The 25,810-nt window shown below is 67.0% G+C and carries 24 protein-coding genes; 16 read left to right on the top strand and 8 right to left on the bottom strand.

Annotated elements, in window-relative coordinates:
- Window positions 1–190: 190 nt before the first annotated feature.
- Window positions 191–2,959, top strand: coding sequence for a TonB-dependent receptor (locus V3B25_RS07975; RefSeq protein ID WP_032129600.1), 2,769 nt, complete (start codon window positions 191–193; stop codon window positions 2,957–2,959).
- A 290-nt stretch (window positions 2,960–3,249) separates the two neighbouring features.
- Here the strand turns inward: V3B25_RS07975 and V3B25_RS07970 are convergent, their stop codons facing one another.
- Complete coding sequence (locus V3B25_RS07970) at window positions 3,250–4,863, bottom strand: alpha-glucosidase (protein ID WP_032129592.1); 1,614 nt, start codon at window positions 4,861–4,863, stop codon at window positions 3,250–3,252.
- 214 nt (window positions 4,864–5,077) lie between these two features.
- Here V3B25_RS07970 and V3B25_RS07965 point away from each other — a divergent pair, with 214 nt between their 5' ends.
- Window positions 5,078–6,076 carry a polyprenyl synthetase family protein gene (locus V3B25_RS07965; RefSeq protein ID WP_329810423.1) on the top strand — a complete coding sequence of 333 codons (999 nt, stop codon included), beginning with the start codon at window positions 5,078–5,080 and terminating at the stop codon, window positions 6,074–6,076.
- A 159-nt stretch (window positions 6,077–6,235) separates the two neighbouring features.
- Here the strand turns inward: V3B25_RS07965 and V3B25_RS07960 are convergent, their stop codons facing one another.
- Entirely contained in the window at window positions 6,236–7,027 is a 792-nt protein-coding gene (locus V3B25_RS07960; RefSeq protein ID WP_329810422.1) for a dienelactone hydrolase family protein, read from the bottom strand.
- Window positions 7,028–7,159: 132 nt separating this feature from the next.
- On the opposite strand from V3B25_RS07960, the gene V3B25_RS07955 reads away from it, so the two are divergent.
- Window positions 7,160–7,747: an SMI1/KNR4 family protein gene (locus V3B25_RS07955; protein WP_329810421.1), complete on the top strand. Its 588-nt coding sequence runs from the start codon at window positions 7,160–7,162 to the stop codon at window positions 7,745–7,747.
- 60 nt (window positions 7,748–7,807) lie between these two features.
- On the opposite strand, the gene murD is transcribed toward V3B25_RS07955, so the two are convergent.
- The 3 genes from murD to V3B25_RS07940 all read right to left on the bottom strand — a co-directional run bounded on the left by murD (window position 7,808) and on the right by V3B25_RS07940 (window position 13,221).
- Window positions 7,808–9,217 (bottom strand): UDP-N-acetylmuramoyl-L-alanine--D-glutamate ligase, encoded by a 1,410-nt coding sequence (gene murD, locus V3B25_RS07950; protein ID WP_329810420.1) that lies wholly within the window; start codon window positions 9,215–9,217, stop codon window positions 7,808–7,810.
- Window positions 9,198–10,550, bottom strand: coding sequence for a UDP-N-acetyl-alpha-D-muramoyl-L-alanyl-L-glutamate epimerase (gene murL, locus V3B25_RS07945; protein WP_049422722.1), 1,353 nt, complete (start codon window positions 10,548–10,550; stop codon window positions 9,198–9,200). Before murL ends, murD begins: the two co-directional genes overlap by 20 nt.
- 76 nt (window positions 10,551–10,626) lie before the next feature.
- The gene (locus V3B25_RS07940; RefSeq protein ID WP_049422721.1) at window positions 10,627–13,221 is read right to left on the bottom strand and encodes a bifunctional aspartate kinase/diaminopimelate decarboxylase; all 2,595 of its coding nucleotides are present in this window, start codon (window positions 13,219–13,221) and stop codon (window positions 10,627–10,629) included.
- Between the two features lie 75 nt (window positions 13,222–13,296).
- Here V3B25_RS07940 and V3B25_RS07935 point away from each other — a divergent pair, with 75 nt between their 5' ends.
- Window positions 13,297–14,169, top strand: a complete 873-nt coding sequence (locus tag V3B25_RS07935) for a PhzF family phenazine biosynthesis protein (protein ID WP_049422720.1) — start codon at window positions 13,297–13,299, stop codon at window positions 14,167–14,169.
- 130 nt (window positions 14,170–14,299) lie between these two features.
- Window positions 14,300–15,178, top strand: coding sequence for a PhzF family phenazine biosynthesis protein (locus V3B25_RS07930; protein WP_049422719.1), 879 nt, complete (start codon window positions 14,300–14,302; stop codon window positions 15,176–15,178).
- A gap of 51 nt (window positions 15,179–15,229) precedes the next feature.
- Here V3B25_RS07930 and V3B25_RS07925 read toward each other — a convergent pair whose 3' ends face one another.
- Entirely contained in the window at window positions 15,230–15,661 is a 432-nt protein-coding gene (locus V3B25_RS07925) for an OsmC family protein (protein ID WP_005408443.1), read from the bottom strand.
- Window positions 15,662–16,032: 371 nt separating this feature from the next.
- Between V3B25_RS07925 and V3B25_RS07920 the strand changes: the two genes are divergently transcribed.
- From V3B25_RS07920 to V3B25_RS07905, 4 genes are all read left to right on the top strand, one after another.
- Window positions 16,033–16,431, top strand: coding sequence for an HU family DNA-binding protein (locus V3B25_RS07920; RefSeq protein WP_010483539.1), 399 nt, complete (start codon window positions 16,033–16,035; stop codon window positions 16,429–16,431).
- Window positions 16,432–16,685: 254 nt separating this feature from the next.
- The gene (locus tag V3B25_RS07915) at window positions 16,686–16,994 is read left to right on the top strand and encodes a DUF3861 family protein (RefSeq protein WP_049398822.1); all 309 of its coding nucleotides are present in this window, start codon (window positions 16,686–16,688) and stop codon (window positions 16,992–16,994) included.
- 55 nt (window positions 16,995–17,049) lie between these two features.
- Window positions 17,050–17,598, top strand: a complete 549-nt coding sequence (locus tag V3B25_RS07910; protein ID WP_049422718.1) for a hypothetical protein — start codon at window positions 17,050–17,052, stop codon at window positions 17,596–17,598.
- Window positions 17,599–17,679: 81 nt separating this feature from the next.
- The gene (locus tag V3B25_RS07905) at window positions 17,680–18,276 is read left to right on the top strand and encodes a DUF1439 domain-containing protein (protein ID WP_005408439.1); all 597 of its coding nucleotides are present in this window, start codon (window positions 17,680–17,682) and stop codon (window positions 18,274–18,276) included.
- Between the two features lie 72 nt (window positions 18,277–18,348).
- On the opposite strand, the gene V3B25_RS07900 is transcribed toward V3B25_RS07905, so the two are convergent.
- The gene (locus tag V3B25_RS07900) at window positions 18,349–18,816 is read right to left on the bottom strand and encodes an SET domain-containing protein-lysine N-methyltransferase (protein WP_012479369.1); all 468 of its coding nucleotides are present in this window, start codon (window positions 18,814–18,816) and stop codon (window positions 18,349–18,351) included.
- A gap of 209 nt (window positions 18,817–19,025) precedes the next feature.
- On the opposite strand from V3B25_RS07900, the gene V3B25_RS07895 reads away from it, so the two are divergent.
- From V3B25_RS07895 to V3B25_RS07875, 5 genes are all read left to right on the top strand, one after another.
- Entirely contained in the window at window positions 19,026–19,481 is a 456-nt protein-coding gene (locus V3B25_RS07895) for an SUF system Fe-S cluster assembly regulator (RefSeq protein WP_005408436.1), read from the top strand.
- Between the two features lie 17 nt (window positions 19,482–19,498).
- Window positions 19,499–20,974, top strand: coding sequence for a Fe-S cluster assembly protein SufB (sufB, locus tag V3B25_RS07890; protein WP_043396952.1), 1,476 nt, complete (start codon window positions 19,499–19,501; stop codon window positions 20,972–20,974).
- 74 nt (window positions 20,975–21,048) lie between these two features.
- Window positions 21,049–21,813 carry a Fe-S cluster assembly ATPase SufC gene (gene sufC, locus V3B25_RS07885; protein ID WP_049422717.1) on the top strand — a complete coding sequence of 255 codons (765 nt, stop codon included), beginning with the start codon at window positions 21,049–21,051 and terminating at the stop codon, window positions 21,811–21,813.
- Window positions 21,813–23,075: a Fe-S cluster assembly protein SufD gene (sufD, locus tag V3B25_RS07880; RefSeq protein ID WP_049422716.1), complete on the top strand. Its 1,263-nt coding sequence runs from the start codon at window positions 21,813–21,815 to the stop codon at window positions 23,073–23,075. Before sufC ends, sufD begins: the two co-directional genes overlap by 1 nt.
- Window positions 23,072–24,328, top strand: a complete 1,257-nt coding sequence (locus tag V3B25_RS07875) for a cysteine desulfurase (protein WP_049422715.1) — start codon at window positions 23,072–23,074, stop codon at window positions 24,326–24,328. Before sufD ends, V3B25_RS07875 begins: the two co-directional genes overlap by 4 nt.
- Here V3B25_RS07875 and V3B25_RS07870 read toward each other — a convergent pair.
- Complete coding sequence (locus V3B25_RS07870) at window positions 24,288–24,791, bottom strand: hypothetical protein (protein ID WP_329810419.1); 504 nt, start codon at window positions 24,789–24,791, stop codon at window positions 24,288–24,290. The two genes, V3B25_RS07875 and V3B25_RS07870, sit on opposite strands and share 41 nt — an antisense overlap.
- Window positions 24,792–24,935: 144 nt before the next feature.
- Between V3B25_RS07870 and V3B25_RS07865 the strand changes: the two genes are divergently transcribed.
- Both V3B25_RS07865 and V3B25_RS07860 read left to right on the top strand, forming a co-directional pair.
- Window positions 24,936–25,475: a GNAT family N-acetyltransferase gene (locus V3B25_RS07865; protein WP_049422714.1), complete on the top strand. Its 540-nt coding sequence runs from the start codon at window positions 24,936–24,938 to the stop codon at window positions 25,473–25,475.
- Window positions 25,472–25,804, top strand: coding sequence for a non-heme iron oxygenase ferredoxin subunit (locus tag V3B25_RS07860; protein WP_049422713.1), 333 nt, complete (start codon window positions 25,472–25,474; stop codon window positions 25,802–25,804). The genes V3B25_RS07865 and V3B25_RS07860 overlap by 4 nt, the downstream gene beginning before the upstream one ends.
- Window positions 25,805–25,810: the final 6 nt, after the last annotated feature.

Here is a 25,810-nt window from a genome sequence, read left to right as displayed (position 1 = left end):
CGGCTCTACAGAACGATGCACCTGAAAGCGATTACACCCCTGCAAACGCCATTGAATACGTATGCAGGGTGATTCCCGCGAAGAACGCGCTGCCTACCATAGCGGCGACGACAGCGGCCACCGCGTCGCACGTCCACGGTCACTCCGGGACGTTCACGAATCGATCTGCAACATTGCCTGGGAGGGGAAAATGTTGAACCACAAGCGCAGCGCGCTGAGCATCGCGCTGGCCGTTGTCCTGGCGCCGACGCTGGCGTCGGCACAGTCCACGCAGAGCACCACCACGCCGGCCGCCACCGCCGCCACCAACCTGGATACGGTGCAGGTCACCGGCATCCGCCGCGGCATCGAGAACGCAATCGCGATCAAGCAGGACGCCACCTCGGTGGTCGAAGCGATCTCCGCCGAAGACATCGGCAAACTGCCCGACGTCAGCATCGCCGAATCCATCTCGCGCCTGCCCGGCCTGGCTGCCCAGCGCGTGGCCGGCCGTGCGCAGGTGATCAGTGTGCGTGGCCTGTCGCCCGACTTCGCCACCACCCTGCTCAATGGCCGTGAAGTGGTCAGCACCGGCGACAACCGCGGCGTCGAATTCGACCAGTACCCGTCCGAGCTGGTCAACGGCGTGACCGTGTACAAGACCCCGGACGCGGCGCTGGTCGGGCAGGGCCTGTCGGGCACCATCGACATGCAGACCGCACGCCCGCTCAGCTTCGGCGAGCGCGTGATCGCGGTCAGCGGCCGCTACCAGAAGAGCTCCCTGGGCCGCGCTGCCAACATCGACCCGTATGGCAACCGTTTCAGCGCCAGCTACATCGACCAGTTCTTCGACAACACCCTGGGCATCGCCATTGGTTATGCGCACAGCGACATGCCGATCCAGGAGAACCAGGTCGGCCTGTACGAGCCCTGGACCACCGAACACACCGACAAGGGCGAGCGTCGCGGAATCGCACCTGGCACCTACTTCACCGATGGCATCAAGGCCCTGCGTCGCACCGGCAACAACAAGCGCGACGGCGTGATGGCAACGATCCAGTTCCGCCCCAGCAACAGCTGGACCAGCACCTTCGATGCGTTCCACACCGAAGCCGAGCAGATCGACACCGCCAACCAGTTCGAGCTGAGCCTCAGCGGCAACGGCGAGGACAGCAACAACCCCAACGCGATCCTGCCGGTGTTCAGCAATGTCGGCCGCAATGCCGATGGCAGCTTCACCGGCGGCACGATCAACAATGCATACCCGCTGGTGCGCGGCATGTACAACAAGCGGAAGGACAAGATCGATGCGTTCGGCTGGAACAACGAGTTCAACGTCGGTGGCGTGAAGCTGGTCGCCGACCTGAACTACTCCAAGGCGACCCGCCGCGAGATCAATCTGGAAAACAACCTGCAGCTGGTGCCGCGCCCGCAGTTCGACACGATCGGGCTGGTGGTGAACAACAACAGCTTCTCGCAGATCACGCCGGGGCGCGACTATTCCAATCCGGACAGCCTGTTCCTGACCAACACGATCTATGGTTCCGGCTACGGCAAGGTGCCAGAGGTGGAAGATCGCTTGAAGGGTGCCAAGCTGGCGGCGACGCTGCCGGTTCCCGAGGCCATGTCCAGCTGGTTCTCGGATGTGGACGTGGGCGTGAACTATGCCGACCGTCGCAAGCAGAAGGCTCAGGCCGAAGGCAACATCCTGCTCGGCGCCCAAGGCGAATCCACCATCGCACCGGACCTGCAGTACCGCCCGGTCAACCTCGGTTTCGCCGGCATCGGCTACATCCCGTCGTGGAATGTGCCGGCAGCCGTCGGTCGTTACATGACCTTCAACCCGGTCGACAACCTGGACTACCTGATTCCGAAATCCTGGACGGTCGAGGAGAAGATCACCACGGCGTGGGCACGCCTGAACATCAACACCGACATCGGCGTGGTCGGCGTGCGCGGCAACATCGGCGTGCAGATGCAGCACACCGACCAGAGCTCGGATTCGCGCTACTGGGACAGCTCGCAGCCGGCGGGCAGCAACATCCAGCCCTTCTCTGCCGGCAAGACCTACAAGGATTGGCTGCCAAGCTTGAACCTGGTGTTCATGTTCCCGCACCAGCAGACGCTGCGCTTCGCCGCCGCCAAGCAGGTCGCGCGCCCGCGCGTGGACCAGATGCGTGCCGGCCTGGAATTCGGCGTGGATACCAACAATGGCCGCCCCGGTGGCAGCGGTGGCAATCCGCTGCTGGATCCGTGGCGCGCCACCGCGCTGGATCTGTCCTATGAGAAGTACTTCGGCGAGAAGGCCTACGTGGCTGCGGCGATCTTCTACAAGGACCTGAAGAGCTACGTCTACACGCAGTCGGTGGACAACTACGACTTCAGCGGCCTGCTCGGCAACTACGTGCCACCGCCGGGCATGACCGCACCGGTGCTGACCACCGGCACCTTCTCCACGCCGCAGAACGGCAAGGGCGGCACGTTGAAGGGGCTGGAGCTGACCGGGTCGTTCCCGCTGGAGATGCTGACCGACAGCCTGCGCGGCTTCGGCGTGCAGGCCAGCGCGACCTTCAACAAGAGCGACATCACCATCCTGGATCCGGAGAGCGCCTCCAGTGTGGGCACCGACCCGATCAGCCTGCCGGGACTGTCCAAGCGCGTGTACAACTTCACCGCCTACTACGAACGCAGCGGCTTTGAAGCACGTGTGAGCCAGCGCCGCCGTTCGGACTTCATCGGTGAGATCGGCAACTTCAACGGCAACCGCACGCTGCGCTACGTGGTGGGCGAGAACGTGACCGATGCACAGGTCAGCTACACCTTCAGCGACAGCAGCAGCCTGCGCGGGCTGACCCTGCTGCTACAGGGCAGCAACCTGACCAACGAGCCGTACCGCACCTACGCCGGCAGCAAGGACCGCCCGCTGGAATACATCGAGTGGGGCCGCACCTACATGCTGGGCGTGAACTACAAGTTCTGAGGTGGCGCCGGGCCCTGCCCGGCAACCCGAACCCGGTAGTGCCGGCCGCTGGCCGGCAACACAAGGGGAGCAGGACCGGAAACCCGCTGCGCAGGCAGCGGGTTTTCTTTTGCGCGGATGCCGGCCGTTGGTCGGCAAGGCCCATCCACGCATGGCGTGGATCTACTGGTTGGGGTGTCTCTGGGTGGATTCACGCCATGCGTGGATGCCCTTCACCGGAAGCCCACCCACAAAAAAGGGACGGGGCGCTTCGGCCCCGTCCCCGCAAGTACCGCCACCGGAGAAAACGGTCAGCTGCGTCGGGCGCAATACACCGCGCGCGGCGGCAGCTGGAGTTCATTGCCCTGCACCGTGCCCGCATCCGGGCCTGGCACCGCCACCTGCTGCCAGTTGCCCGGCGGCAGCGGATGGCTCACCGCCTCGGCCGACAGGTTGAAGGCCAGCAGGAGGGTTTCATCTGCAAGCATACGCTCGAACAGCAGCACTGGCTCGGCGCTTTCGATGAATCGGATGCTGCCATGCAGGAGTGCCGGCTGGCTATGCCGCCAGGCCAGGAACCCGCGGAACGCAGCCAGGACCGAGTCCGGGTCGCGCTCCTGCACCGCCACGGCCGCGGCGCGGTGCTCGGGCGGAATCGGCAGCCACGGCTGGCCGGCGGTGAAACCGGCCAGCGGCGCGTCGGTCCACGGCAGTGGGGTCCGGCAGCCATCGCGGCCCTTGAAGTTGGGCCAGAAGGTGATGCCATAGGGGTCCTGCAGGGCCTCGAACGGCACCTCGGCCTCGGCCAGGCCCAGTTCCTCGCCCTGGTACAGGCAGACCGAGCCGCGCAGCGAGCACAGCATCGCCACCAGCATCCTCGCCAGGCGCGGGTCAGCCGGGTGGCCGCCCCAGCGGCTGACCGCCCGCTCCACATCGTGATTCGAAACCGCCCAGCACGGCCAGCCTTCGGTCATCACGGCTTCCAGGCGCGAGACCGTATCGCGGATGTAGGCCGCGCTGTAGTCGTCCACCAGCAGCTCGAAGCTGTAGCCCATGTGCAGGCGACCATCGCGGGTGTACTCGGCGGTGGTGGCCAGCGAGTCCTCCGAGGAGATCTCACCCAGGCTGACCGCCCCCGGATACTCGTCCAGCAGCGCGCGCAGCCTCTCCAGGAACGGCAGGTTCTCCGGCTGGGTGTTGTTGTAATAGTGGTACTGGTAGGCGTACGGGTTGTCCGGGCTGAAGCCGCGACCGAAGCGCTTCTCCGCCGGCTTGGCCGGGTTGTCGCGCAGCTGCGCGTCATGGAAGCAGAAGTTGATCGCATCCAGGCGGAAGCCATCCACGCCGCGGTCCAGCCAGAAGCGCACGTTGTCCAGGGTGGCCTGCTGCACGTCCGGGTGATGGAAGTTCAGGTCCGGCTGGTCGACCAGGAAGTTGTGCAGGTAGTACTGCTCTCGGCGCGGCTCCCACTGCCAGGCGCCGCCGCCGAACAGCGACAGCCAGTTGTTGGGCGGCGTGCCGTCCTCGCGCGGGTCCGCCCACACGTACCAGTCGGCCTTGGGGTTGGTCCGGTCCTGTCGGCTCTCGCGGAACCAGGCGTGCTCGATCGAGGTATGGCTCAGCACCTGGTCGATCATCACCTTCAGGCCCAGACCGTGCGCCTTGGCCAGCAGGCGGTCGAAGTCGTCCAGGCTGCCGAACAGCGGGTCGACGTCGCGGTAGTCGGCGATGTCGTAGCCGAAGTCGGCCATCGGCGATTTGAAGAACGGCGAGATCCAGATCGCGTCCACGCCCAGCGTTGCGATGTGGTCCAGGCGCTGGATGATGCCCGGCAGGTCGCCTACCCCGTCGCCGTTGGCGTCAAGGAAACTGCGCGGGTAGATCTGGTAGATGACGGCTCCGCGCCACCATGGATAGTGCGACATCGACAGCCCCCCTCCGGGCGTGCGGGACCCGCCGGGAGCGGGCCGAAATCCTGATGCCGCAAGCTTAGCGGCGGCCTCACGGGCATGGCGCAACCTGCATACGTATTCACGCAGGCGGCATCCGTGGCCGGGCCGCAGACGCCGGCCTGCCCGGTTTGCGCCCGAATTCACAGGCAACGCCTATAATCAGCGATGAGCCTGAAAGCCTGATCGCATGACCATCACCGAAGACACCCGTCCCGCCCTGGGCCTGCCCCAGATCCAGTCGCTTGCCGCGGCCGACATGGCCGCCGTCGACGCCCTGATCCGGCGCCGCCTGTCCTCGGACGTCGTGCTGATCAACCAGATCGCCGACCACATCATTTCCGCCGGCGGCAAGCGCCTGCGCCCGATGCTGGTGATGCTGGCTGGCCATGCGGTCGGCCAGGCCGGCCCGGACCACCACCAGCTGGCGGCGATCATCGAGTTCATCCACACCTCCACCCTGCTGCACGACGACGTGGTGGACGAATCCAGCCTGCGCCGTGGCCGCAGCACCGCCAACGCCCTGTGGGGCAACGCGCCCAGCGTGCTGGTCGGCGACTTCCTGTACTCGCGCAGCTTCCAGCTGATGGTCGAGCTGGAGCGCATGTCGGTGATGCAGATCCTGGCCGATGCCACCAACCGCATCGCCGAGGGTGAAGTGCTGCAGCTGCTGCACGTGCACAACCCGGATACCGACGAAGCCGCCTACCTGCGCGTGATCGAGCGCAAGACCGCGGTGCTGTTCGCCGCCGGCACCCGTCTGGGTGCGCTGGCCAGCGGCGTGGACGAAGCCACCCAGCAGGCCCTGTTCGACTACGGCATGCATCTGGGCTACGCGTTCCAGATCGCCGACGACGTGCTGGACTACTCGGCCAATGCCGAGGAGCTGGGCAAGAACCTGGGCGATGACCTCGCCGAAGGCAAGGCCACGCTGCCGCTGATCCACGCGATGGCCCACTCCGACGACGCCACCCGCGAGCGCCTGCGCACCATCGTGCAGGACGGCGACGCCTCGGCGATGCCGGAAGTGCTGGCCGCGATCCGCGCTACTGGCGGCCTGGACTACAGCCGCGCGCGTGCCGAGGAATATGCCGAGGCCGCCGAGCGCGCGCTCGATGGCCTGGCCGACAATGATGCCGTGGCGGCCCTGCGCGGCCTGGCCCGCTACGCGGTGCAGCGCTCGCATTGATGGGTTGAGGTGTGCCGACCAACGGTCGGCACGGAAACATCGGTGACTACCGACCGATCGCGTTTACCGCATTGTAGGCCCGCCGGCGGCCCGCAACCCCACTGTGGCGCCGGTGGCCCCGGCAAGGCCGCCCCGCGCCCGCCACTACCGCTGCACGGTTCAACGTTTCTCGAAGCGCTCCTCGAAGAACTCATCCAGCGCCTTCCACGCACGCTTCGCCGCCCGTTCGTTGTACTGGCAGCCTGGCGGACTGTTGGCATCGCGCTCGGCGAAGCAGTGCACCGCGCCGCTGTAGTTGGTGAATTCCCAGTCGACCTTGGCCGCGTTCATTTCCCTCTGGAAGCCGGCGATGTCCTCGGCGGTCACGCTGGTGTCGTCGGCGCCATTGAGCACCAGCACCGACGGGTGCGTGCCACCGGCCTGCGCCGGCAGCGGCGAGCCCAGCCCGCCGTGCAGGCTGACCACACCGGCCAGCGGCGCGCCGGCACGGGCCAGTTCCAGCACCGTGGTGCCACCGAAACAGAAGCCCACCGCACCGATCCGGCTGGCATCGAGCGGCGCCTTGCCGGCCTGGGCCTTGAGCACGTTCACCGCTTCCAGCGCCCGTGCGCGCAGCAGCGGCCGGTCGTTGCGCAGCTTGCTGGCGATCGGGCCGGCCTCGGCATCGGTCTTCGGCCGCACGCCCTTGCCGTAGACATCGGCCACCAGCACCACGTAGTCATCGCCGGCCAGCTGCTTGGCCTTCTCGACCGCCGATTCGTTCACGCCTTTCCAGTTCGGCACCATCACCAGCCCGGGGCGCTTATCGTTGTCGCCGTCGTCATAGACCAGCACGCCGCTGAAAGTCGTGCCCTGGTGCTTCCACTCCACCGGCTGCGTCTTCATCGCCGCCCACGCCGGCATCGCCGCCAGCCCCAGAACCACCGCCACACCGCATCGCCAACGATTCATGCGCCTGCTCCGCAAGAAAAAGGGGACGGAGGGGATTAAGCCGTATTCGCCCCTCCCGCGTCGCATTCTGCATTGGCGACGTGACGCAGGTGTGGTTGGATACGACTTAATCCCCTCCGTCCCCTTTTTCGCATGAATCTTGTTGATCGCTTCCTGTCTGGCCTTGTTCCGCGTCTGCCTGCCGACGATGCCGCCCAGTGGGCTTGGGTCCAGGGCGCCAGCGCCGAAGACCTGCAGCGCCTGCGTGCGCAGTGGCCGCAGGTGCCGGACAGCCTGGCGGAACTGTTGTCCCGCGTGGATGGCACCCATTTCCGCGAGTACCCCGGCGGCGAGGTCTGCGTGCTGATGCTGGGTTCAGATGTGGGCGATTACCCCTACTACCTGCGCTCGGTCGCGCAGATCTTCGAGGACCAGCAGCAGTGGGACGACAGCATCCGTTCCATCTACGAAGAGTGGCTGGATGACGAGCCGGAGATCCTGGGTGAGGGCATCGACGCCGATCTGCCGATGAACCGCCGCCTGTGCTTCTCGCACTGCATGAACAACGGCGGCACCTCGATGCTGTACCTGGATTTTGATCCCGCGCCGGGCGGCGCGGTCGGCCAGGTGGTGCGCTATCTGCACGATCCGGACAGCTATGCGGTGATCGCGCCCAGCTTCGATGCGTACCTGCTGCAGTTGATCGACGGCGGCTACGCGTTCATCGACGAGGAGCAGTAGATCCACGCCATGCGTGGATGAATTTCTCCGGAGGTTGCCGGCCAGCGGCCGGCACTACCTTCAAGCGATACCCAGCCCGGGAATCGCGCTGATGCTCTCCGGGTCAAACCCAGCCAGCTCAGCGAAATGACGGCCACGCGCCACGTAGTCACGGTAGGCGCCGAAACTCGGCGCGCCCGGCGACAGCAATACCACCCCGCCTTCAGAACCCAACGCGGCCCGTGCCAGCGCCATTGCCTCGGGCAGATCCGCCGCCGCGTGCAGACCGAAGCGACCGGCATCGGCCAGCGGCTGCAGCATCGCGTGGATGCGCGGGCCGTTGCTGCCCATCGTCACGATCTCCACCGGCGGCACGTCGTGCGCCATGTGCTGCATGAAATCGGTCCAGTCCAGGCCACGGTCATGCCCGCCCACCAGCAGCGCGATGCGCTGGCCGGCGAAGCACTCCAGCGCGGCCAGGCTGGCATGCGGCGTGGTGCTGATCGAATCGTTGACGTAGGTCAGGCCATCGGCCGCGCCGATGCGCTGCAGGCGATTCGGCAGCGGACGGAAATCCTGCACCGCCGGTGCCAGCGCCACGGCGTCCAGCCCCAGCGCTTCCAGCGCCGCCAGTACCGCACACAGGTTGCCGCGGTTGTGGCGACCCGGCAGCGGCGTGTTGCGGGTATCGAACACGGCCTGCTCGCCGCGATGCACGATGTCACCGCGCATATGCCAGCCCTGCGGCTGGTTGAACCAGACCACTTCGCTATCGGGCAGCGACAGCGCAGCCAGATGCGGATCGGCGGCATTGAGCACGGCGATGCGCGGTGCGGCTTCAGTCACCAGCCGCAGCTTGTCCTCGATGTAACGCTGCTCGCTGCCGTGCCAATCCAGGTGCTCCGGGAACAGGTTCAGCACCACCGCCACCTGCGGATGGACGCCACTGCGTGCCACTTCGCCGGTCTGGTAACTGGACAGTTCCACCGCCCAGTACGCGGGTGCGGGCTGCGGGTCCAGCACTTCCAGCAGCGGCAGGCCGATGTTGCCGACCAGGCCGGTGCGGTGGCCGGCGGCACGCAGCAGGTGCGCGACCAGCGCGGTGGTGGTGCTCTTGCCCTTGGTACCGGTCACGCACACGGTGTCGTGCACGATGCCATCGGCACCTGCATGTTCGGCAAACCACAGCGCGGTGCCACCGATGAAGGTGGTGCCCTGCCCCGCCGCCGCCAGCGCAACCGGCTGGTAGGGGCTGATGCCGGGCGACTTGATCACCACGTCGAACGCGGCCAGCGCTTCAGCAGAAGGCTCGCCACGCACATCCAGCACGCCCCGCGTTTCTGCGCGTGCGGCCTCGACTTCTGCCGCCGGGCAGAACAGGCTCAGCGGCAGCGTGGGCAGGCGCTCGCGCAGCACCGCAAACGCGGCGCGGCCCTCACGGCCCCAGCCCCACAGCGCGACGCGCTTTCCTTCAAGCTTCGAAATCTTCACGCACCCGTTCCCACAGCGCAGCCGGAACGCGGTGCTCGCCCTGCAGTTGCAGCAGCGGTGCCAGTTCCAGTTCGGCGGCATCCAGCTGCGGCTGGATCTCATTGCAGAAGCGCTTCACCAGCACGTCTTCCTTCCACTCTGGGCGCTGCGCCAGGGTCGCCATCGCCGCACGCGATTCGCGGCCTTCGCCCACGCACTCGAACGGCTTGTGGTCCTGGAATTCCAGCAGTGCATCGAAGCCACCGGCCTGCTCGGCATCGTCCAGCAGGTTGCGGCCGAAGATGCGCACCAGGCGCGTCTTGGGCATGAACGGGGCCAGCGCCAGGAACACGAAATGGCACTTCGGGCAGACACCGCACCAGCGGTTCACCGGGCGCTCGCCGAGGATGTGGAAGTTACGGTTGCAGCTGGAGAAATGCGCGTCGTAGAAATCGGTCTTGGCGAACTGGCGGGCCACTGCCAGCTCCGACATCGGGCGCAGCAGCGAGTAGTACTGCAGGTCCGCCGCTACGTGCGTCTGCACATGGCTGCCGAACGCCTGCTCGAATGCCCAGCCCTTGGACCACTGGTGGTTCACTTCGCCGGTGCCCGGAATCTGGCTGCCGTAGCTGGCCGAACGTTCGTTGGAGAACACCACCTGGTCCACGCCCTGCAGCAGCGCGGCCAGCACCATGATCGCCGAGTTCACCGCAGTGACCGGGATATGCCCGTTCCACGCACCCTGGCGGTTCAGCTCGAACAGTTCCGGCGCCAGCGCGCGGCCCAGGTTCAGCGTCGGCAGGCCGGTGCGTTCAGCGCAGGCACGGATCAGCTGCGAGCCACCGATCCAGGTCACCGTTTCGTCCACGCCGGCACGGCGCAGCGCTTCGATGCTGACCAGCGAATCCTTGCCGCCACCGATCGCCACCAGCGCGTGCGGCTGCAGGCCCAGCACCGGCGCCTGCACTGCCTCGCCCTGCACCGGCAGGCGGAAGCGCCCGCGCAGGTTCAGGCCGTTGCGGTAGGCGAACTCTCCCAGACCGTTGAGGTAGACCGTCTCCACCAGCGCAGCGGTATCGGCATCGATGGCGTAGCTGTCGATGCTGACCGTCTCCGGCACGCCCGCCTTGTAGTAGCTGACACCGGCGATCAGGTGCAGCAGCTGCAGCGCGCGCTGCACAGCGGCGGTACGCACTTCGTCCAGCACGAACGGGGCGCCCGGCACGGTGATGGTTTCCACCATCTCCGGGCCGTCATCAAAGGCGTAGACCAGCTTGGCCACGCCGGTGTCCGCGGCGAATTCGCAGCGGACGAAGCGGAAGCGGGAAACCTGGTGTTTGTCGAAAGCAGTCATGGTGTATCCGGTCAGGCACGGGCCCGCGCGATGGCGCGGGGCGTGTCGGTGGGCGGGTGCAGGGCGCGCGCGGTGGTCATTCGATCACGTCTTCGCGCGGCAGCATCCGCTGGTTGTAGGTGTTGGCCATCGAATAGCCGTAGGCGCCGGCATCGGCGATCAGCATCACGTCGTCCGGTGCGGTCGACACCGGCAGCTTGCGGCGCTTGCCGAACACATCGCTGGATTCGCAGATCGGGCCGACCACGTCGAATGCCGCTTCGGCATAACCGCCCTGGCGGCTGAGGTTCTCGATGTCGTGCCAGGCGTCGTACAGGGCCGGGCGCATCAGTGCGTTCATGCCGGCATCCAGGCCAACACGGCGCACGCCGTCCTTCTCCACCACCTGGGTGACATGGGTCAGCAGCACGCCGGACTCGGCCACCAGGTAGCGGCCCGGCTCGATCGCCAGGCGGAATGCCGGATGCAGCGCCTTGACCTCGGCCAGACCCTCGGCCCAGGCGTCCAGGTCGAACGGCTCGTCTTCGTCGCTGTACGGAATCGGCAGGCCACCGCCGATATCGATGGTGTGCACGCTGCCGATGCGACGGGCGAAACCGGCCAGCTCATCGCACATCAGGCGCCAGTGCTGTGCGGTTTCCACGCCGCTGCCCAGATGCGCATGCAGGCCGACCACGCGGCTGCCCAGATCGGTGGCCGCGCGCACGAACTCATCGACGCGGGCGATCGGCAGGCCGAACTTGGAGTCCTTGCCGCCGGTGCGGACCTTGGCATGGTGGCCTTCGCCACGGCCCAGATCCACGCGCAGCCACAGCTCGCGGTTGCGGAACAGGTCCGGCCAGCGCTGCAGCGCTTCGACGTTGTCGACGGTGACGGTCACGCCCAGCGCGAACGCGGCTTCGTACTCGCTGCGCGGGCAGAAGCTGGGGGTGAACAGCACACGCTTGGGCGACAGTTCCGGCAGGTGCTGGAACACGTGCTTCAGTTCGCCGTGCGATACACACTCAAGGCCGAAGCCCTCGGCTTCCAGCAGCTGCAGGATGGCCGGGTGGCTGTTGGCCTTGATCGCGTAGTAGCGCTGGTCGATCGGCTTGATCGCGGCCAGCGCGCGGGCACGGGCGCGCACGGTCGGCAGGTGGTAGACATAGCGCGGCGTACCGGCGTCGGCCAGCTGCAGCAGGTGCGCCCGCTGGCCCCGCCACCACGGCGTGCCACGCGGGCGCACGGTGCCGGCGATCTCGCGCCAGCGTGGGCCGAACACTTCGGTCTCTTCCACCGGCATCGCACCGCTGTCGATCAGCTCGGCGTGCAGGATCGGCAGCAGGCCATCGGCATCGGCTTCGTCGATGACGAAGGTCAGGTTCAGGTCGTTGGACGACTGCGAGATCATGTGCACGCGCTCGCGGCCGAAGGTGGCCCACACGTCCGACAGCTTGTGCAGCAGCGAGCGCATGCCGCGGCCAACCAGGGTGATCGCTGCGCACGGCACGATCACCTTCACCTTGCAGATCTGCGACAGGTCGGCCGACAGCGCGGCCAGCACATCGGTGTTGACCAGGTTCTCGGACGGATCCAGCGATACGGTGACGTTGGTTTCGGCCGAACCGATCAGGTCCACCGACAGGCCATGCTTCTTGAACAGGTTGAACACATCGGCCAGGAAGCCGACCTGCTGCCACATGCCGATGCCTTCCATCGACACCAGCACGATGCCGTTGCGGCGGCTGATCGCCTTCACGCCCGGGACCGGCGCAGCGCTGCCATCGATGCTGGTGCCCGGCAGTTCCGGGCGCTCGGTATCGAGGATGGCCATCGGCACGCCAGCATCGCGGCACGGCTTGATCGAGCGCGGGTGCAGCACCTTGGCGCCAGTGGTGGCGATTTCCTGCGCCTCGTAATAATCCAGGCGGGTCAGCAGGCGCGCGTCCGGCACGTCCTTCGGGTTGGCACTGAACATGCCCGGCACATCGGTCCAGATCTCCACGCGGCTGGCACCGAGCAGCGCACCGAAGTACGCCGCCGAGGTATCCGAGCCACCACGGCCGAGGATGGCGGTACCACCATCGGCATGCCGCGAAATGAAGCCCTGGGTTATCAGCAGGCGGGTCGGCTGCGCGCGGAAGCGCTGCATCCACTCCGCATCGGCGCGCCACTGGCAGTTCACCGACAGCCGCTGCGACCAGTCGCTCTGGTTCGGCTGCGGCGGCATCGCGTCCAGCCACTGGCGGGCATCCATCCAGCCCATGTCCAGGCCCGAGGCGTACAGGTAGGCCGCGCCCAGGGTGGAGGACAGCAGTTCGCCCTGGCCCAGCACTTCGGCCTGCCACTGCAGCGGGCGGGTGGCCGCGCGCGCGTCGTCGAGCAGCCCCTGCAGCGCCGCCAGGCGCTCGGCCAGCACCTCGCGGCCCAGGCCGAGTTCAACCAGGAAGGCCTCGTGGCGTTCGACCAGCGCCGCCACGCGATCACGGCTGTCCGGCGCGCCATCGGCGATCGCGGTCAGTTCGTTGGTGACCCCGGACAGCGCCGAAACCACTACCAGCACGCGCGAGCCGGTCTCTTCCGCACGTTTTTTCGCCAGCTTCCCGATCGTGTCCCAGCGATGACGACGCGACACCGAGGTGCCGCCGAACTTCAGTACGATCCAACGATCGACAAGGGGGGAAGCTGACATGGATTGGCTATGTAGAATGTGGGGAAGCCGCCCTCGGGGGCGGAACCTTTGATTCTAAGCGCAATATCATCGTAGATGGCCGTCCTCCGTTACCTGCAGCTCGATGTCTTCGCCCCCCGCCCCGGCACCGGCAACCCACTGGGCGTCATCCTGGACGCCGACGAGCTCTCCAGCAGCCAGATGCAGGCCCTGGCCGCCTGGCTGAACCTGTCCGAGACGGTGTTCTTCCTGCGCCCCAGTGCGCCGGGCGCCGACTACCACATCCGCATCTTCACCCCGACCCGCGAGCTGGCATTTGCCGGTCACCCCAGCGTCGGCGCCGCCTGGGCGGCGGTGACCTGCGGCCTGGCGCAACCACGCGACGGCGCCCTGCTGCAGCAATGCGCGGCGGGGTTGCTGCCGGTGCGGGTGAGCGGCCCGGCCGAGGCGCTGCAGATCCAACTGGCCAGCCCACCGGCGCAGCAACTGGACACAGCGGCGGACGGAGCGCCGGAAGCGCTGCTGGCGCTGGCTGCCAGCGGGCACGTACCCGAACTGTGGGACAACGGCGCTCGCTGGTGGCTGCTGCCGCTGCGCGACGCCTCCGCCGTACGCAACCTGGTGCCGGACATGGCCGCACTGGCCGACTGGAGCCTCACCACTGATGCCACCGGCCTGGCCGTGTTCGCCGACGAAGCTGGCACCGACCACACCCGGGTGGTGCGCGCCTTCTGCCCCGCTGATGCGGCCGCCGTACCCGAGGACCCGGTGACCGGCAGCGCCAATGCCCTGATCGGTGCCTGGCTGCGGCAGCGCAACGCTCTGCCCGGCCGCGAGGGCCACTACGTGGCCAGCCAGGGCCGCGAAGTCGGCCGCGATGGCCGCGTGCAGGTGCAGGTCGATGCGCAGGGCACTGTCTGGATCGGCGGCCAGGTGCAGGCGGTCATCGACGGCCACATTCGCTGGTAGCCCACGGAAAAAAGGGACGTAGGGAATTAAGTCGCTTATGGCACATGGGGCAAAAGCGACTTAATTCCCTACGTCCCCTTTTGGGTGCCCCGCGCTACGCTATGCGGCCTGTTTACTGGAGTGCCGCCTGATGTCCACCCGCCGTTTCCTGCAGCTGGATGTGTTCTCCCCGCGCGCCGGCGCCGGCAATCCGCTGGCCGTGGTGCTCGATGCCGAGGGCCTGGACGACGCCAGCATGCAGGCCATCGCGCGCTGGACGCGCCTGCCCGAAACCACCTTCGTGTTCCCGCCGCAGGTCGCCGGTGCCAGCTACCGCCTGCGCATGTTCAGCCCGCAGAAGGAAGTTCCGTTTGCCGGCCATCCCAGCGTCGGCACCGCGCATGCGGTGCTGCAGGCCGGCCTGGCCGCAGCGGTCGATGGTGTGCTGGTGCAGGACGGCATTGCCGGTGCCCTGCCGCTACGCGTCAGCGGTGAGGGTGTGCAGCAGCGCATCGCCATCCGCACGCCGCGCGCGCAGCTGGCCGAGACTGCCGAGGCGACCGATCCACGCCTGCAGGCCGCACTGAAGGACTGGCCGCTGGGCACGCTGCCGCCGGCGCGGATGCAGGGCGGACGCAGCTGGTGGGTGGTGCAGGTGGCCGATGAGGCCGCATTGCGCGCGCTGCAGCCGGACTGGGATGCGGTGGCCGCACTGGCCGAGTCCACCGACAGCATGGGCGTGTTCGCCTATGCCTTCAGCGATGGCGGTGAGGGCTTCGATCTGGCGGTACGTGCCTTCGTCGGCAATGGACGCCGCTTCGAGGACGCCGCGTCCGGTGCCGCCAACGCCGTGCTGGCCGCGTGGCTGGACCTGCGCGATGCCCTGCCCCGTGGTCGTGCACCGTTCGAAGTCAGCCAGGGCCGCGAAGTCGGCCACGATGCACGCCTGACGCTGCTGGTCGACGAGGACGGCGAGGTCTGGTCGGGCGGCCAGGTGCAGACGGTGATCAGCGGCACCATCGATTGGTGATCCGCAAGCGGTAGAGCCGAGCGCGGGCTCGGCTCTACAGGTAGCGGCCGCTCAGCCCAGCTCGGCTTCCAGGCTGATCGGCACTGCGCTCAGCGCCTTGGATACCGGGCAGTTCTGCTTGGCGTCATCGGCAATCGCACGGAACTGCGTCGCGTCGATGCCCGGCACCACCGCCTTCACCTTCAGCCGGATCTGCGACAGCTGCGGGCCGCCTTCCAGCGACAGATCGACCTTGGCTTCGGTATCCAGCGAAGTCGGGGTGAAGCCGGCTTCGCCGAGCTTGGCCGACAGCGCCATGGTGAAACAGCCGGCGTGCGCGGCAGCGATCAGCTCTTCCGGATTGGTGCCCTTTTCGTCGCCGAAGCGGCTGTTGAAGCCGTAGCGGGTCTTGTCCAGCAGCCCACTTTGCGGCGTGCTCAACTGCCCCTTGCCCGACTTCAGATCGCCTTCCCAGTGCGCGGTGGCGTGTCGCGAGATTCCCATGTGCTGCTCCTGCGTGACGGTGATGAACGGTCACCCTCGCACGGGAGGCGTTAGCCCTGCGTCGCTCCGCCGCACGCCACAGGTCCGCCGGAAACCGGACAACTGGTCACTTCTTCGCCAGGCCGGCGCGCATTTTTCCCTTATTTTCAGTGGTTTCGCGCATTCCTCCGATGGGCGGGCGCGGGCCATCGCGCGCGCTGCCACACCCCCTTCCCCCACTGCCGGCCATGTACTGAATCGGCCTGGATATGAAAAAACATGCACTTTCCGCGCTTCGGGCTATTGGCGGCGCCCGAGAGTTGCCCTACATTGCGCTTGCCGACGGGGTTCGGCGCCGACCAAACAACCAACCGTTCACGGAACAGGAAACCATGGCAAAGACCGCTAAGAAGGCTGCCCCGAAGAAGGCAGTGAAGAAAGTCGCGACGAAGGCAGCCGCCAAGCCGGCCGCTCCGAAGCCGATCAAGGAAGTGCTGACCAAGTCCGGCCTGGTTGCACACATCGCTGAAGCCTCCGGCGTCATCGCCAAGGACGTCCGCGCTGTGCTGGCCTCGCTTGAAAGCGCCGTCGCCTCCTCGGTGCACAAGAAGGGCGCTGGCTCCTTCACCCTGCCGGGCCTGCTGAAGATCACCACCGTCAATGTGCCGGCCAAGCCGAAGCGCAAGGGCATCAACCCGTTCACCAAGGAAGAGCAGTGGTTCGCTGCCAAGCCGGCCACCACCAAGCTGAAGGTGCGTCCGCTGAAGAAGCTGAAGGACGCCGCGCTGTAAGCGCGCGCCCCAACGCGGATTCCGACGGGACGGCTCTGGCCGTCCCGTTTTTTTTGTCCCAACCACAGCCCGCAACACAGCGTTGCCGCATCCCCGGGAATGCGCGTACAGGCCCGTCGCCATTGGCTGGGCGTGGTCCGTTGCGGCCCCGGAACGTACCGGGTGGAACACTGCGTGCAGCCCCGGCCATCGCCGCCGGGCACGGCCTTGCCTAAGGTGGGCACATCCTCCACAGCTACGGCGAGCACACCCTCATGGCCAGCCCCTCCACCCGCTACCGGATCTCGGTGACCCCCATCGAAAAGGACGGGTTGCAGTGCACCGGGCGCTGCACCATCGAACTGGAACATCGCGCAAGCCGCGACCTGATGCGCCTGCTGGAAGCGGCGCCGCGCACCGCTGGTATCAGCGGCGACGAGCGCGCGACCCTGGTGATCGCCACCCAGCTGCTGCGCGACATCGTGCAGCGCCACGCCGACACCGAAGGGCATGCCCTGGCCGCCATCGCCGCGCAGGTGCTGCCGGCGCTGGATGCACTGGAACAGCTGCCCTCCTCCCGCTGATCGCGGCACAGCCGATACACTGCCTCCTTCCGTTCGCCTCGGGGAGGAGGCAGACATGCGCAGGTTCCTGATACTGCTCGCACCGCTGGTGCTGCTGGCCTGTTCCCGGCCGCCATCGCAACCTCATCCAGCGGATGCCACACCGTCGGCCACGGCCGAGGCGGCTGCCCGCACGAAGTCACAGACCGCCGCAGAAGGCGATGCACCGGCGGTGCAGGCCATCGATGTCGATCCCCTGTTTGCCGCCGTCGCGGCCGAGGCCGAGCTGCCGGCGGGAATGCTCAATGCCTATGTCATGGCCCTGCTCAATCGCGATCGCAAGGCCGCCGACGCCGCATGGACATTCCCGCCCAGCGATGCACGACGCGCCGACGATGCCGCATTGCGCCAGCTCACGGACGTGCGCAGCCTGCGCCTGACCAGCGAACTACCGATCGCGCGCGACGGTCACCAGCCGCCGCAGCTGCTGGAGGTTCCGGTGCAGATCCGCGCAGTGACCCCTGAGGGCACCTTCCGCTTCGGCGGCTGGTACCGGGTGCAACCCCGTGCCGATGGCCGCGCCTGGCAGATCCAGTCGGCGCAACTGCGGCCAACGCTGGACTGAACCGTTGCAGCGGCATGCACGCGCGATTCAGCCGGCACGGCTACTCTTTGATTCGTCCATTCATATCCACCGGTCACCGCCATGCGCCTGCGTTCCCTGATGACCCGCCTCGCCGCCTCCACCGTACTGATCGCCGCTGCGATCGGCGCCCAGGCCGCCCCTTCCATTTCCGGCCGCGAACTGTCGGTCGGCGCCAGCGACGTGCAGCAGTACCTCGATGGCAGCTTCCCGCGCACCCAGGACGCCCTCGGCGGCCTGATCGCCCTGACCATGAGTCACCCGCAACTGAGTCTTCCGGCCGGCGAACGGTTGAACCTGGGCATGGATGTGGCACTGGCCACCGCCGGCGGCAACCCTGCCAAACTGGGTACGGTGAAGCTCAGCAGCGGCCTGCGCTATGACGCGCAGACCCAGGGCTTCCACCTGCAGCAGCCCAGCGTGGATGACTTCACCCCGGCCAACCAGGGCGGTCGCCTCGATTCGCGCACCCGCGGCCTGCTCAATGCCTGGCTGAGCGACTACGCCCAGCGCGAACCGATCTACAAGCTGGACCCGGCCGTGGCCGGGGTACTCGGCGCGCTGCAGGTGCAGTCGGCGCAGGTGAAGAACGGCAAGCTGGTGGTCACCTTCAACCAGAACCTGGGCAACCTGGTGCCGGCAGGCGTACTGGGCAAATAAGGTAGTGCCGGCCGCTGGCCGGCACGCTTTTCACATGTGTGCCGGCCAGCGACCGGCACTACCCTCCGCGGGTCAGCGCTTGGGCTGCAGCATGGTGCCGGTGCACTTGGGCGATCCGCAGCGGCACTCCCAGATCTTCTTCAGCTTGGCGGTGTGGCGCTCGGCCAGGGTGATGCCGTAGTTGTAGGTCAGCTCTTCGCCGGCCTTGATGTCACGCAGTGCCTCGATGAACACCTTGTCGCCACGGCTGTCGCCGTCCTCGTCTTCCTCGATCACCGCCTCGCAGTTCGGGTCGCAGCTGTGGTTGATCCAGCGCGCGTCATTGCCCTTGTAGTTGGCATCGATCACCCAGTCGTCGTTGAGGGTGAACAGGAAGGTATGGCCACTTTCGACGTCGCCGCTGTCATCGGCATCAACGTCGCCGTGGCTGCGCAGCAGGCCCTTGTACTGGATCACGCGCTCGCCCTGCTTGATCGGGGCCACGGCAAAAACACCGTTGCCGTGGATGGCGGACTTGCGGGCTTGGATCTTCTTGGGCATCGGCAAGGGAGGTCTGCAGCGAAAGGAACGTTGATTCTCGCCCATTCCGGGTGATTGCGAAAATCACCCCGTTGGCGCAGCATTGCGCCTTGGCAAAGGCCCCGGTGTGTCCTCCCGGCCCGGCCCCAGCGCCGGCTGAATGCCCGGGTTGGATGGCGGCGAATAAAAGCGTACAATTTCAGTCCGCTTTAAGAACCACTCGCATTCCCATGTTGCGCGTCACCAAACTCACCGATTACGCCACCGTCGTACTGACCGTGCTCGCCGCCCGTCCGGGCGAGGTACTCAGTGCCACCGAGCTGGCCGAATTCACCGGTCTGGAGCCGCCCACCGTCAGCAAGGTGCTCAAGCCGCTGGCCCAGGCCGGCCTGGTTGAAGGCCTGCGCGGCGTCCGTGGCGGCTACCGTCTGACCCGCCCGGCCATCGAGATCTCGCTGTTCGAAGTGGTCGAAGCGATGGAAGGGCCGCTGGCCCTGACCGAATGCAGCCACGACCACCACCAGTGCGGCATGGCGCCCAAGTGTGGCGCGCGCAGCAGCTGGCGGCTGATCAACGACGTGGTTTCCGAGGCCCTGCGCGATGTCACCCTCGCCCAGATCCTGCCCCCTCTCCCCCTTGCCGATGACGAACAGCGCCGCACCATCGCTGTCGACGTCGTCTCCTGATCCGTAGGCAGCCCCCCATGGCCACCGAAACCATCGAAAACGTCGCCCACGACGACACCCCCAACCGCGAGATCCACGAGCAGCTCGGCCGCAAGTATTCGGCCGGCTTCATCACCGAGATCGAATCGGACTCCCTGCCGCCGGGCCTGGACGAGGACACCATCCGTGCCCTGTCGGCCAAGAAGGAAGAGCCGGAGTGGATGACGCAGTGGCGCCTGGACGCCTACCGTCACTTCCTGACCATGCCGATGCCGGACTGGGCCAAGCTGGAGATCGCGCCGATCGATCTGCAGGCGCTCAGCTACTACTCTGCGCCGAAGGGCCCGAAGTACGCCTCGCTGGATGACGTGCCCAAGGAGCTGCTGGACACCTACGACAAGCTGGGCGTGCCGCTGCACGAGCGTGCCAAGCTGGCCGGCGTGGCGGTGGACGCGGTGTTCGACTCGGTGTCCGTCGGCACCACGTTCCGCAAGGAACTGGCCGAGAAGGGCATCATCTTCTGCTCGATGTCCGAGGCCATCAAGGAACACCCGGAACTGGTCCGCCAGTACCTGGGCACCGTGGTGCCGGTGGGCGACAACTACTTCGCCGCGCTCAACTCGGCGGTGTTCTCCGATGGCAGCTTCGTGTTCATTCCCAAAGGCGTTCGCTGCCCGATGGAACTGAGCACCTACTTCCGCATCAATGCCGGCCACACCGGCCAGTTCGAGCGCACCCTGATCGTGTGCGAGGACAAGGCCTACGTGTCCTACCTGGAAGGCTGCACCGCGCCGATGCGCGACGAGAACCAGCTGCACGCTGCGGTGGTCGAGCTGGTCGCGCTGGAAGACGCGGAGATCAAGTACTCCACCGTGCAGAACTGGTACCCGGGCGACGAGAACGGCGTCGGCGGCATCTACAACTTCGTCACCAAGCGTGCCGAATGCCGTGGTGCGCGCAGCAAGGTCACCTGGACCCAGGTCGAGACCGGCTCGGCGATCACCTGGAAATACCCGTCCTGCGTGCTGCTGGGCGACGACTCGGTCGGTGAGTTCCACTCCGTGGCGCTGACCCATCACCGCCAGCAGGCCGACACCGGCACCAAGATGATCCACGTCGGCAAGCGCACCAAGAGCAAGATCGTCAGCAAGGGCATCAGCGCCGGCCGCGGCCAGAACACCTACCGCGGCCTGGTGCGTGTGGACCGCAATGCCGATGGCGCGCGCAACTACACCCAGTGTGATTCCCTGCTGATCGGCAAGCAGTGCGGCGCGCACACCTTCCCCTACATCGAGGTGAAGAACCCGGGCGCCACCGTCGAGCACGAGGCCACCACCTCCAAGATTTCCGACGACCAGCTGTTCTACTGCCGCGCCCGTGGCATCAGCCAGGAAGACGCGGTGTCGATGATCGTCGACGGCTTCTGCAAGCAGGTGTTCCGCGAACTGCCGATGGAGTTCGCGGTGGAAGCCAAGAAGCTGCTGGAAGTCTCGCTGGAAGGTTCGGTGGGCTGACCGCCCGCCCCTGCCCCTCGCAAACGCATTCTCTTTACCGGCGGGCCGCGGCCCGCCCCACGGAAACCCCCACCATGCTGAAGATCGAAAACCTCCACGCCCGCATCGGCGACAAGGAAATCCTCAAGGGCCTGTCGCTGGACGTCCAGCCCGGCCAGGTGCACGCCATCATGGGCCCGAACGGCGCCGGCAAGTCCACCCTGGGCAATGTCCTGGCCGGCCGCGACGGCTACGAAGTGACCGAAGGCAGCGTGCAGTTCGACGGCGTCGACCTGCTGGAGCAGGACCCGGAAGCGCGTGCCGCCGCCGGCCTGTTCCTGGCGTTCCAGTACCCGGTGGAGATCCCGGGCGTGAACAACACCTACTTCCTGCGCGCGGCACTGAACGCCCAGCGCAAGGCGCGCGGTGAGGATGAACTCGATTCCATGCAGTTCCTCAAGCTGGTGCGCCAGAAGCTGGCCGTGCTGCACCTGAAGGACGAACTGCTGCACCGTGGCGTCAATGAAGGCTTCTCCGGTGGCGAAAAGAAGCGCAACGAGATCTTCCAGCTGGCCGTGCTGGAACCGAAGCTGGCGATCCTGGACGAGACCGACTCGGGCCTGGACATCGATGCGCTGAAGAGCGTGGCCGATGGTGTCAACGCACTGCGCGCCGCCGACCGTTCGTTCCTGGTCATCACCCACTACCAGCGCCTGCTGGACTACATCAAGCCGGACGTGGTGCACGTGCTGGCCGATGGCCGCATCGTCAAGAGTGGCGGCCCGGAGCTGGCACTGGAACTGGAAGCACACGGCTATGATTTCCTGAAGGACCGGGTCGTGCCCGAGGCGGCGGTCTGATGAGCGCCCTGCTTGATTCGATGGCCCAGGCCTTCTGCGGCAGCGATGCGCGCCGCGAAGTGCTGGATGCAGCCCTGCGCGACGGCCTGCCGGCCGCCCGCAACGAAGCCTGGAAGTACACCTCGCTGCGCCAGCTGGAACGCCGTGCGTTTGCGGCAGCACCACTGCCCCCGCCGGCCCTGGATGCGGCACTGCTGGAGGACATCCCGGCGCCGCGCCTGGTGTTCGTCAACGGCCGTCTGGACGCCGCGCTGAGCGACGTGCAGGCCCTGCCGGCCGGCGTGCAGCTGCAGCCGCTGTCGGCCGCACTGGCCTCCGGCGAAGACGCCGTGCGTTTCCTTGGCCGCCGCTACGAGCGCAGCGAGGAGATCTTCGCTCGCCTCAATGCCGCGCTGGCCGATGAAGGCGTAGTGCTGCGCGTGGATGAAGGCGTACAGGTCGACGTGCCGCTGCAGCTGGTGTTCGCCAGCGTCGCTGGCGACACCGATCTGGCCTGGCATCACCGGCACCTGATCGAACTGCGTGCCGGCGCCAGCCTCGGCGTGGTCGAGCACCGCTTCAGCGTCGGCGATTCCGCCCACCTGGACAACACGGTGCTGCATGCCCATGTGGCCCGCGATGCGGTGCTCAAGCACGCGCGCGTGCAGGCCGGCAGCGCGCGCCAGACCAGCTTCCTGCGCACCGACGCAGTGCTGGCCCGCGACGCGCAGTACCACCGCGTGGACCTGGAACTGGGCGCCGCGCTCAGCCGCCATGAACTGAACGTGCGCCTGGAAGGCGACAACGCCCAGCTGACCGCCAACGGCGTGCTGCTCGGCAATGGCCGTCGCCACGTCGAAACCCGCCTGGGCATCGACCACATCGCACGCGATACCAGCTGCGAACTGCTGTGGCGCGGCGTCGCCGCCAACCGCAGCCGCGTGGTGTTCCATGGTGGCATCCAGATCCGCGAAGGCGCCGATGGCACCGACGCGAACCTGTCCAACAAGAACCTGCTGCTGTCGGCCGATGCCGAGATCGACACCCAGCCGACGCTGGTGATCGACGCCGATGAAGTGAAGGCCGCGCACGGCGCGACCGTCGGCCAGCTCGATGCCAACGCGCTGTTCTACCTGCGCTCGCGCGGCCTGCCGCAGGCCCAAGCGCAGGCACTGCTGAGCGCCGCGTTCTGCCATGAACCGCTGAAGATCCTGCCCGATGCGCTGCGTGCGCAGCTGGCACGTCGCCTGGACAAAGCCCTGGCCGAGGCGGGTGTAGCATGAACCTGTCCACGCCGCGCCCGATCGAAGAACGCACCGGCGCCCCCGACTGGGACCGCGTCCGCCTCGACTTCCCGCTGCTGATGCGCGAAGTGCACGGCAAGCCGCTGGTCTATTTCGACAATGCCAACACCGGCCAGAAGCCGGTGCAGGTGATCGGCGCGGTGGACGAGTTCTACCGCCGCTACAACGCCAACGTCAGCCGCGCGGTGCATGCACTGGGCAGCGAAGCCACCGATGCCTACGAAGGCGCGCGCAACACGCTGGCGCGCTTCCTCAACGTGCGCGCCAGCGACCTGGTGCTGTGCAGTGGCACCACCTTCGCCATCAACCTGGTGGCGTACTCGTGGGCGCTGCCGCGGTTGAAGGCCGGCGACGTGATCCTGGTGTCGCGCATGGAGCACCACGCCAACATCGTGCCGTGGCAGCTGGTCGCTCAGCGTACCGGCGCCACCATCCGCGTGGCCGAGATCACCCCCGATGGCGCGCTGGACCTGGATGCGCTGCGCGCGGCGATGACCCCGGAGGTCAAGCTGCTGGCGGTCACTCATGTCTCGAACGTGCTGGGCACGGTCAACCCGGTGCGCGAGATCTGCCGTGAAGCGCGCAAGCGCGGCATCATCACCGTGGTCGATGGCTCGCAGGCGGTGCCGCATCGCAAGGTCGACGTGGCCGCGATCGGCTGCGACTTCTACGCCATCACCGGCCACAAGATGTGCGGCCCGACCGGCACCGGTGCGCTGTGGGCGCGCCGCGAGCACCTGGACGCGATGCCACCGTTCCTCGGTGGCGGCGAAATGATCAAGGAAGTCAGCTTCGACGGCACCGTGTTCAACGATGCCCCGCACAAGTTCGAAGCCGGCACCCCGAACATCGCCGGTTTCATCGGCCTGGGCGTGGCTGCCGACTACCTGCAGCAGCTCGGCCAGGAGAACGTAGAAGCGCGCGAAGCCGAACTGCTGGCGCACTTCACCGAAGAGCTGCGCCGCGTCGACGGCCTGCGCATCATCGGCGAAGCGCCGGAGAAGGCCGCCGTGGTCTCGTTCCTGATCGATGGCGCGCATGCCCATGACCTGGCGACACTGCTCGACCTGGAAGGCGTGGCCGTGCGCTCGGGCCAGCACTGCGCACACCCGCTGCTGCAGTACTTCGGCGTCGCGGCTACCTGCCGTGCGTCGCTGGCGTTCTACAACACGCACGCTGAGATCGAACGGTTCATGACCGCGCTGACCAAGGTACGGAAGCTGCTGGGCTGAGGATTCGCCAGAACCAGGAAAGTACAAGAACGCCGCAGGAAACTGCGGCGTTTTTCATGGCGGCGCGAATGGCAGGATCGAAGACACACAGAGCTCCGCAGGCCATTGCCCAATGCCCCTTGCCGAAAGGGAAATCGGGCCGGCCCGCCGCTACGATTCCGGTGAGTTCAACCGCCTGCTCCGGCGGCAGCACCAGAATGGAAATGCTATTCACCCACACGCCCTCAGCCGCCCATGGGTCCTGTACCGGCGGCCCGGGATGCAGCGCAGACATTTCAAAACCATCCACGTAGGCACCCCGCACGCGTACCAATCTCCCGTGATAGCGCATGGGATCAGCCCGCAGCGCCTCCAACGTGACCGGCAACGCACGGGACGGACTGAAACCCGGGCACCCCAGGCCGTTGGGCGCAATGCCGCCGCCGTCCACATGCGCCGGCAGACGTACGAGGGCCATCATCATCCCCGCGGTCAACGCCAGCGCGATTCCCCTCGACACGTCCACGCGACGGCCCCGTATGACAATTGATGAAGCGCGAGCATACCGTTGCCGGAACTGCCAGGGCGCCCCATTTGCGCCCGCCCCCACCCCACCTAGAATGTGTCCATGAGCACCCTGACCTACCGGGCCGCCACGCCGGCCGACATCCCCGCCCTGATCGCCCTGGTCACCTCGGCGTACCGTGGTGACGCCAGCCGCGTTGGCTGGACCACCGAAGCCGACCTGCTGGACGGCGCCCGCATCGATGCCGAAGGCATCCAGGCCGACCTCGACCGCCCGCGCTCCACCATCCTGCTGGCCGAGCGCGAGGGCCGGCTGGTGGCCTGCGCCCACGTCGCCGATGTCGATGGCAAGGGCTACTTCGGCATGTTCTCGGTCGACCCGGCGCAGCAGGGTGGCGGTGTCGGCAAGCAGCTGATGGACGCCGCCGAAGCGCACGCCGCACGCGAATGGAAGGTGCCGGTGATGCAGATGACGGTGATCGACGTGCGCGACGAGCTGATCGCCTTCTACGAGCGCCGCGGCTACCAGCGCACCGGCATCAAGAAGCCGTTTCCGTACGGCGACGAACGCTTCGGCATCCCCAAGCGCGACGACCTGCGCTTCGAGATCCTGGAAAAGCCGCTGGCCGGAGCCGCCGCGTGAGCGATACCTGGACCTTTGTCTGTGCCGGCACCGAGCTGCTGCCGGGTGAAATGAAGAGCGTGTTCGACGAAGTGACCGGTACGCCGATCGTGGTGTTCAACCTCGACGGTGAGCTGTACGCGCTGGAAGACCAGTGCACGCATGAAGAGTTCGAGCTGTCCTCGGGTGAGTTCAACACCAGCGAAGGCAGCGTGGAGTGCGTGCTGCACGGGGCGCGCTTCGATGTGCGCGATGGCCGTGCCCTGTGCGCACCGGCCTACAGCCCGGTGCCCAAGTTCCCGGTAAAGCGCGAGCACGACGCCGTGTGGACCCGCGACGACCGGGATTGAGGCGGT

It is taken from the genome of Stenotrophomonas sp. SMYL8, from assembly GCF_036320065.1.
Classification (GTDB): domain Bacteria; phylum Pseudomonadota; class Gammaproteobacteria; order Xanthomonadales; family Xanthomonadaceae; genus Stenotrophomonas; species Stenotrophomonas maltophilia_A.
This window is presented reverse-complemented; position numbering and strand designations above follow the sequence as displayed.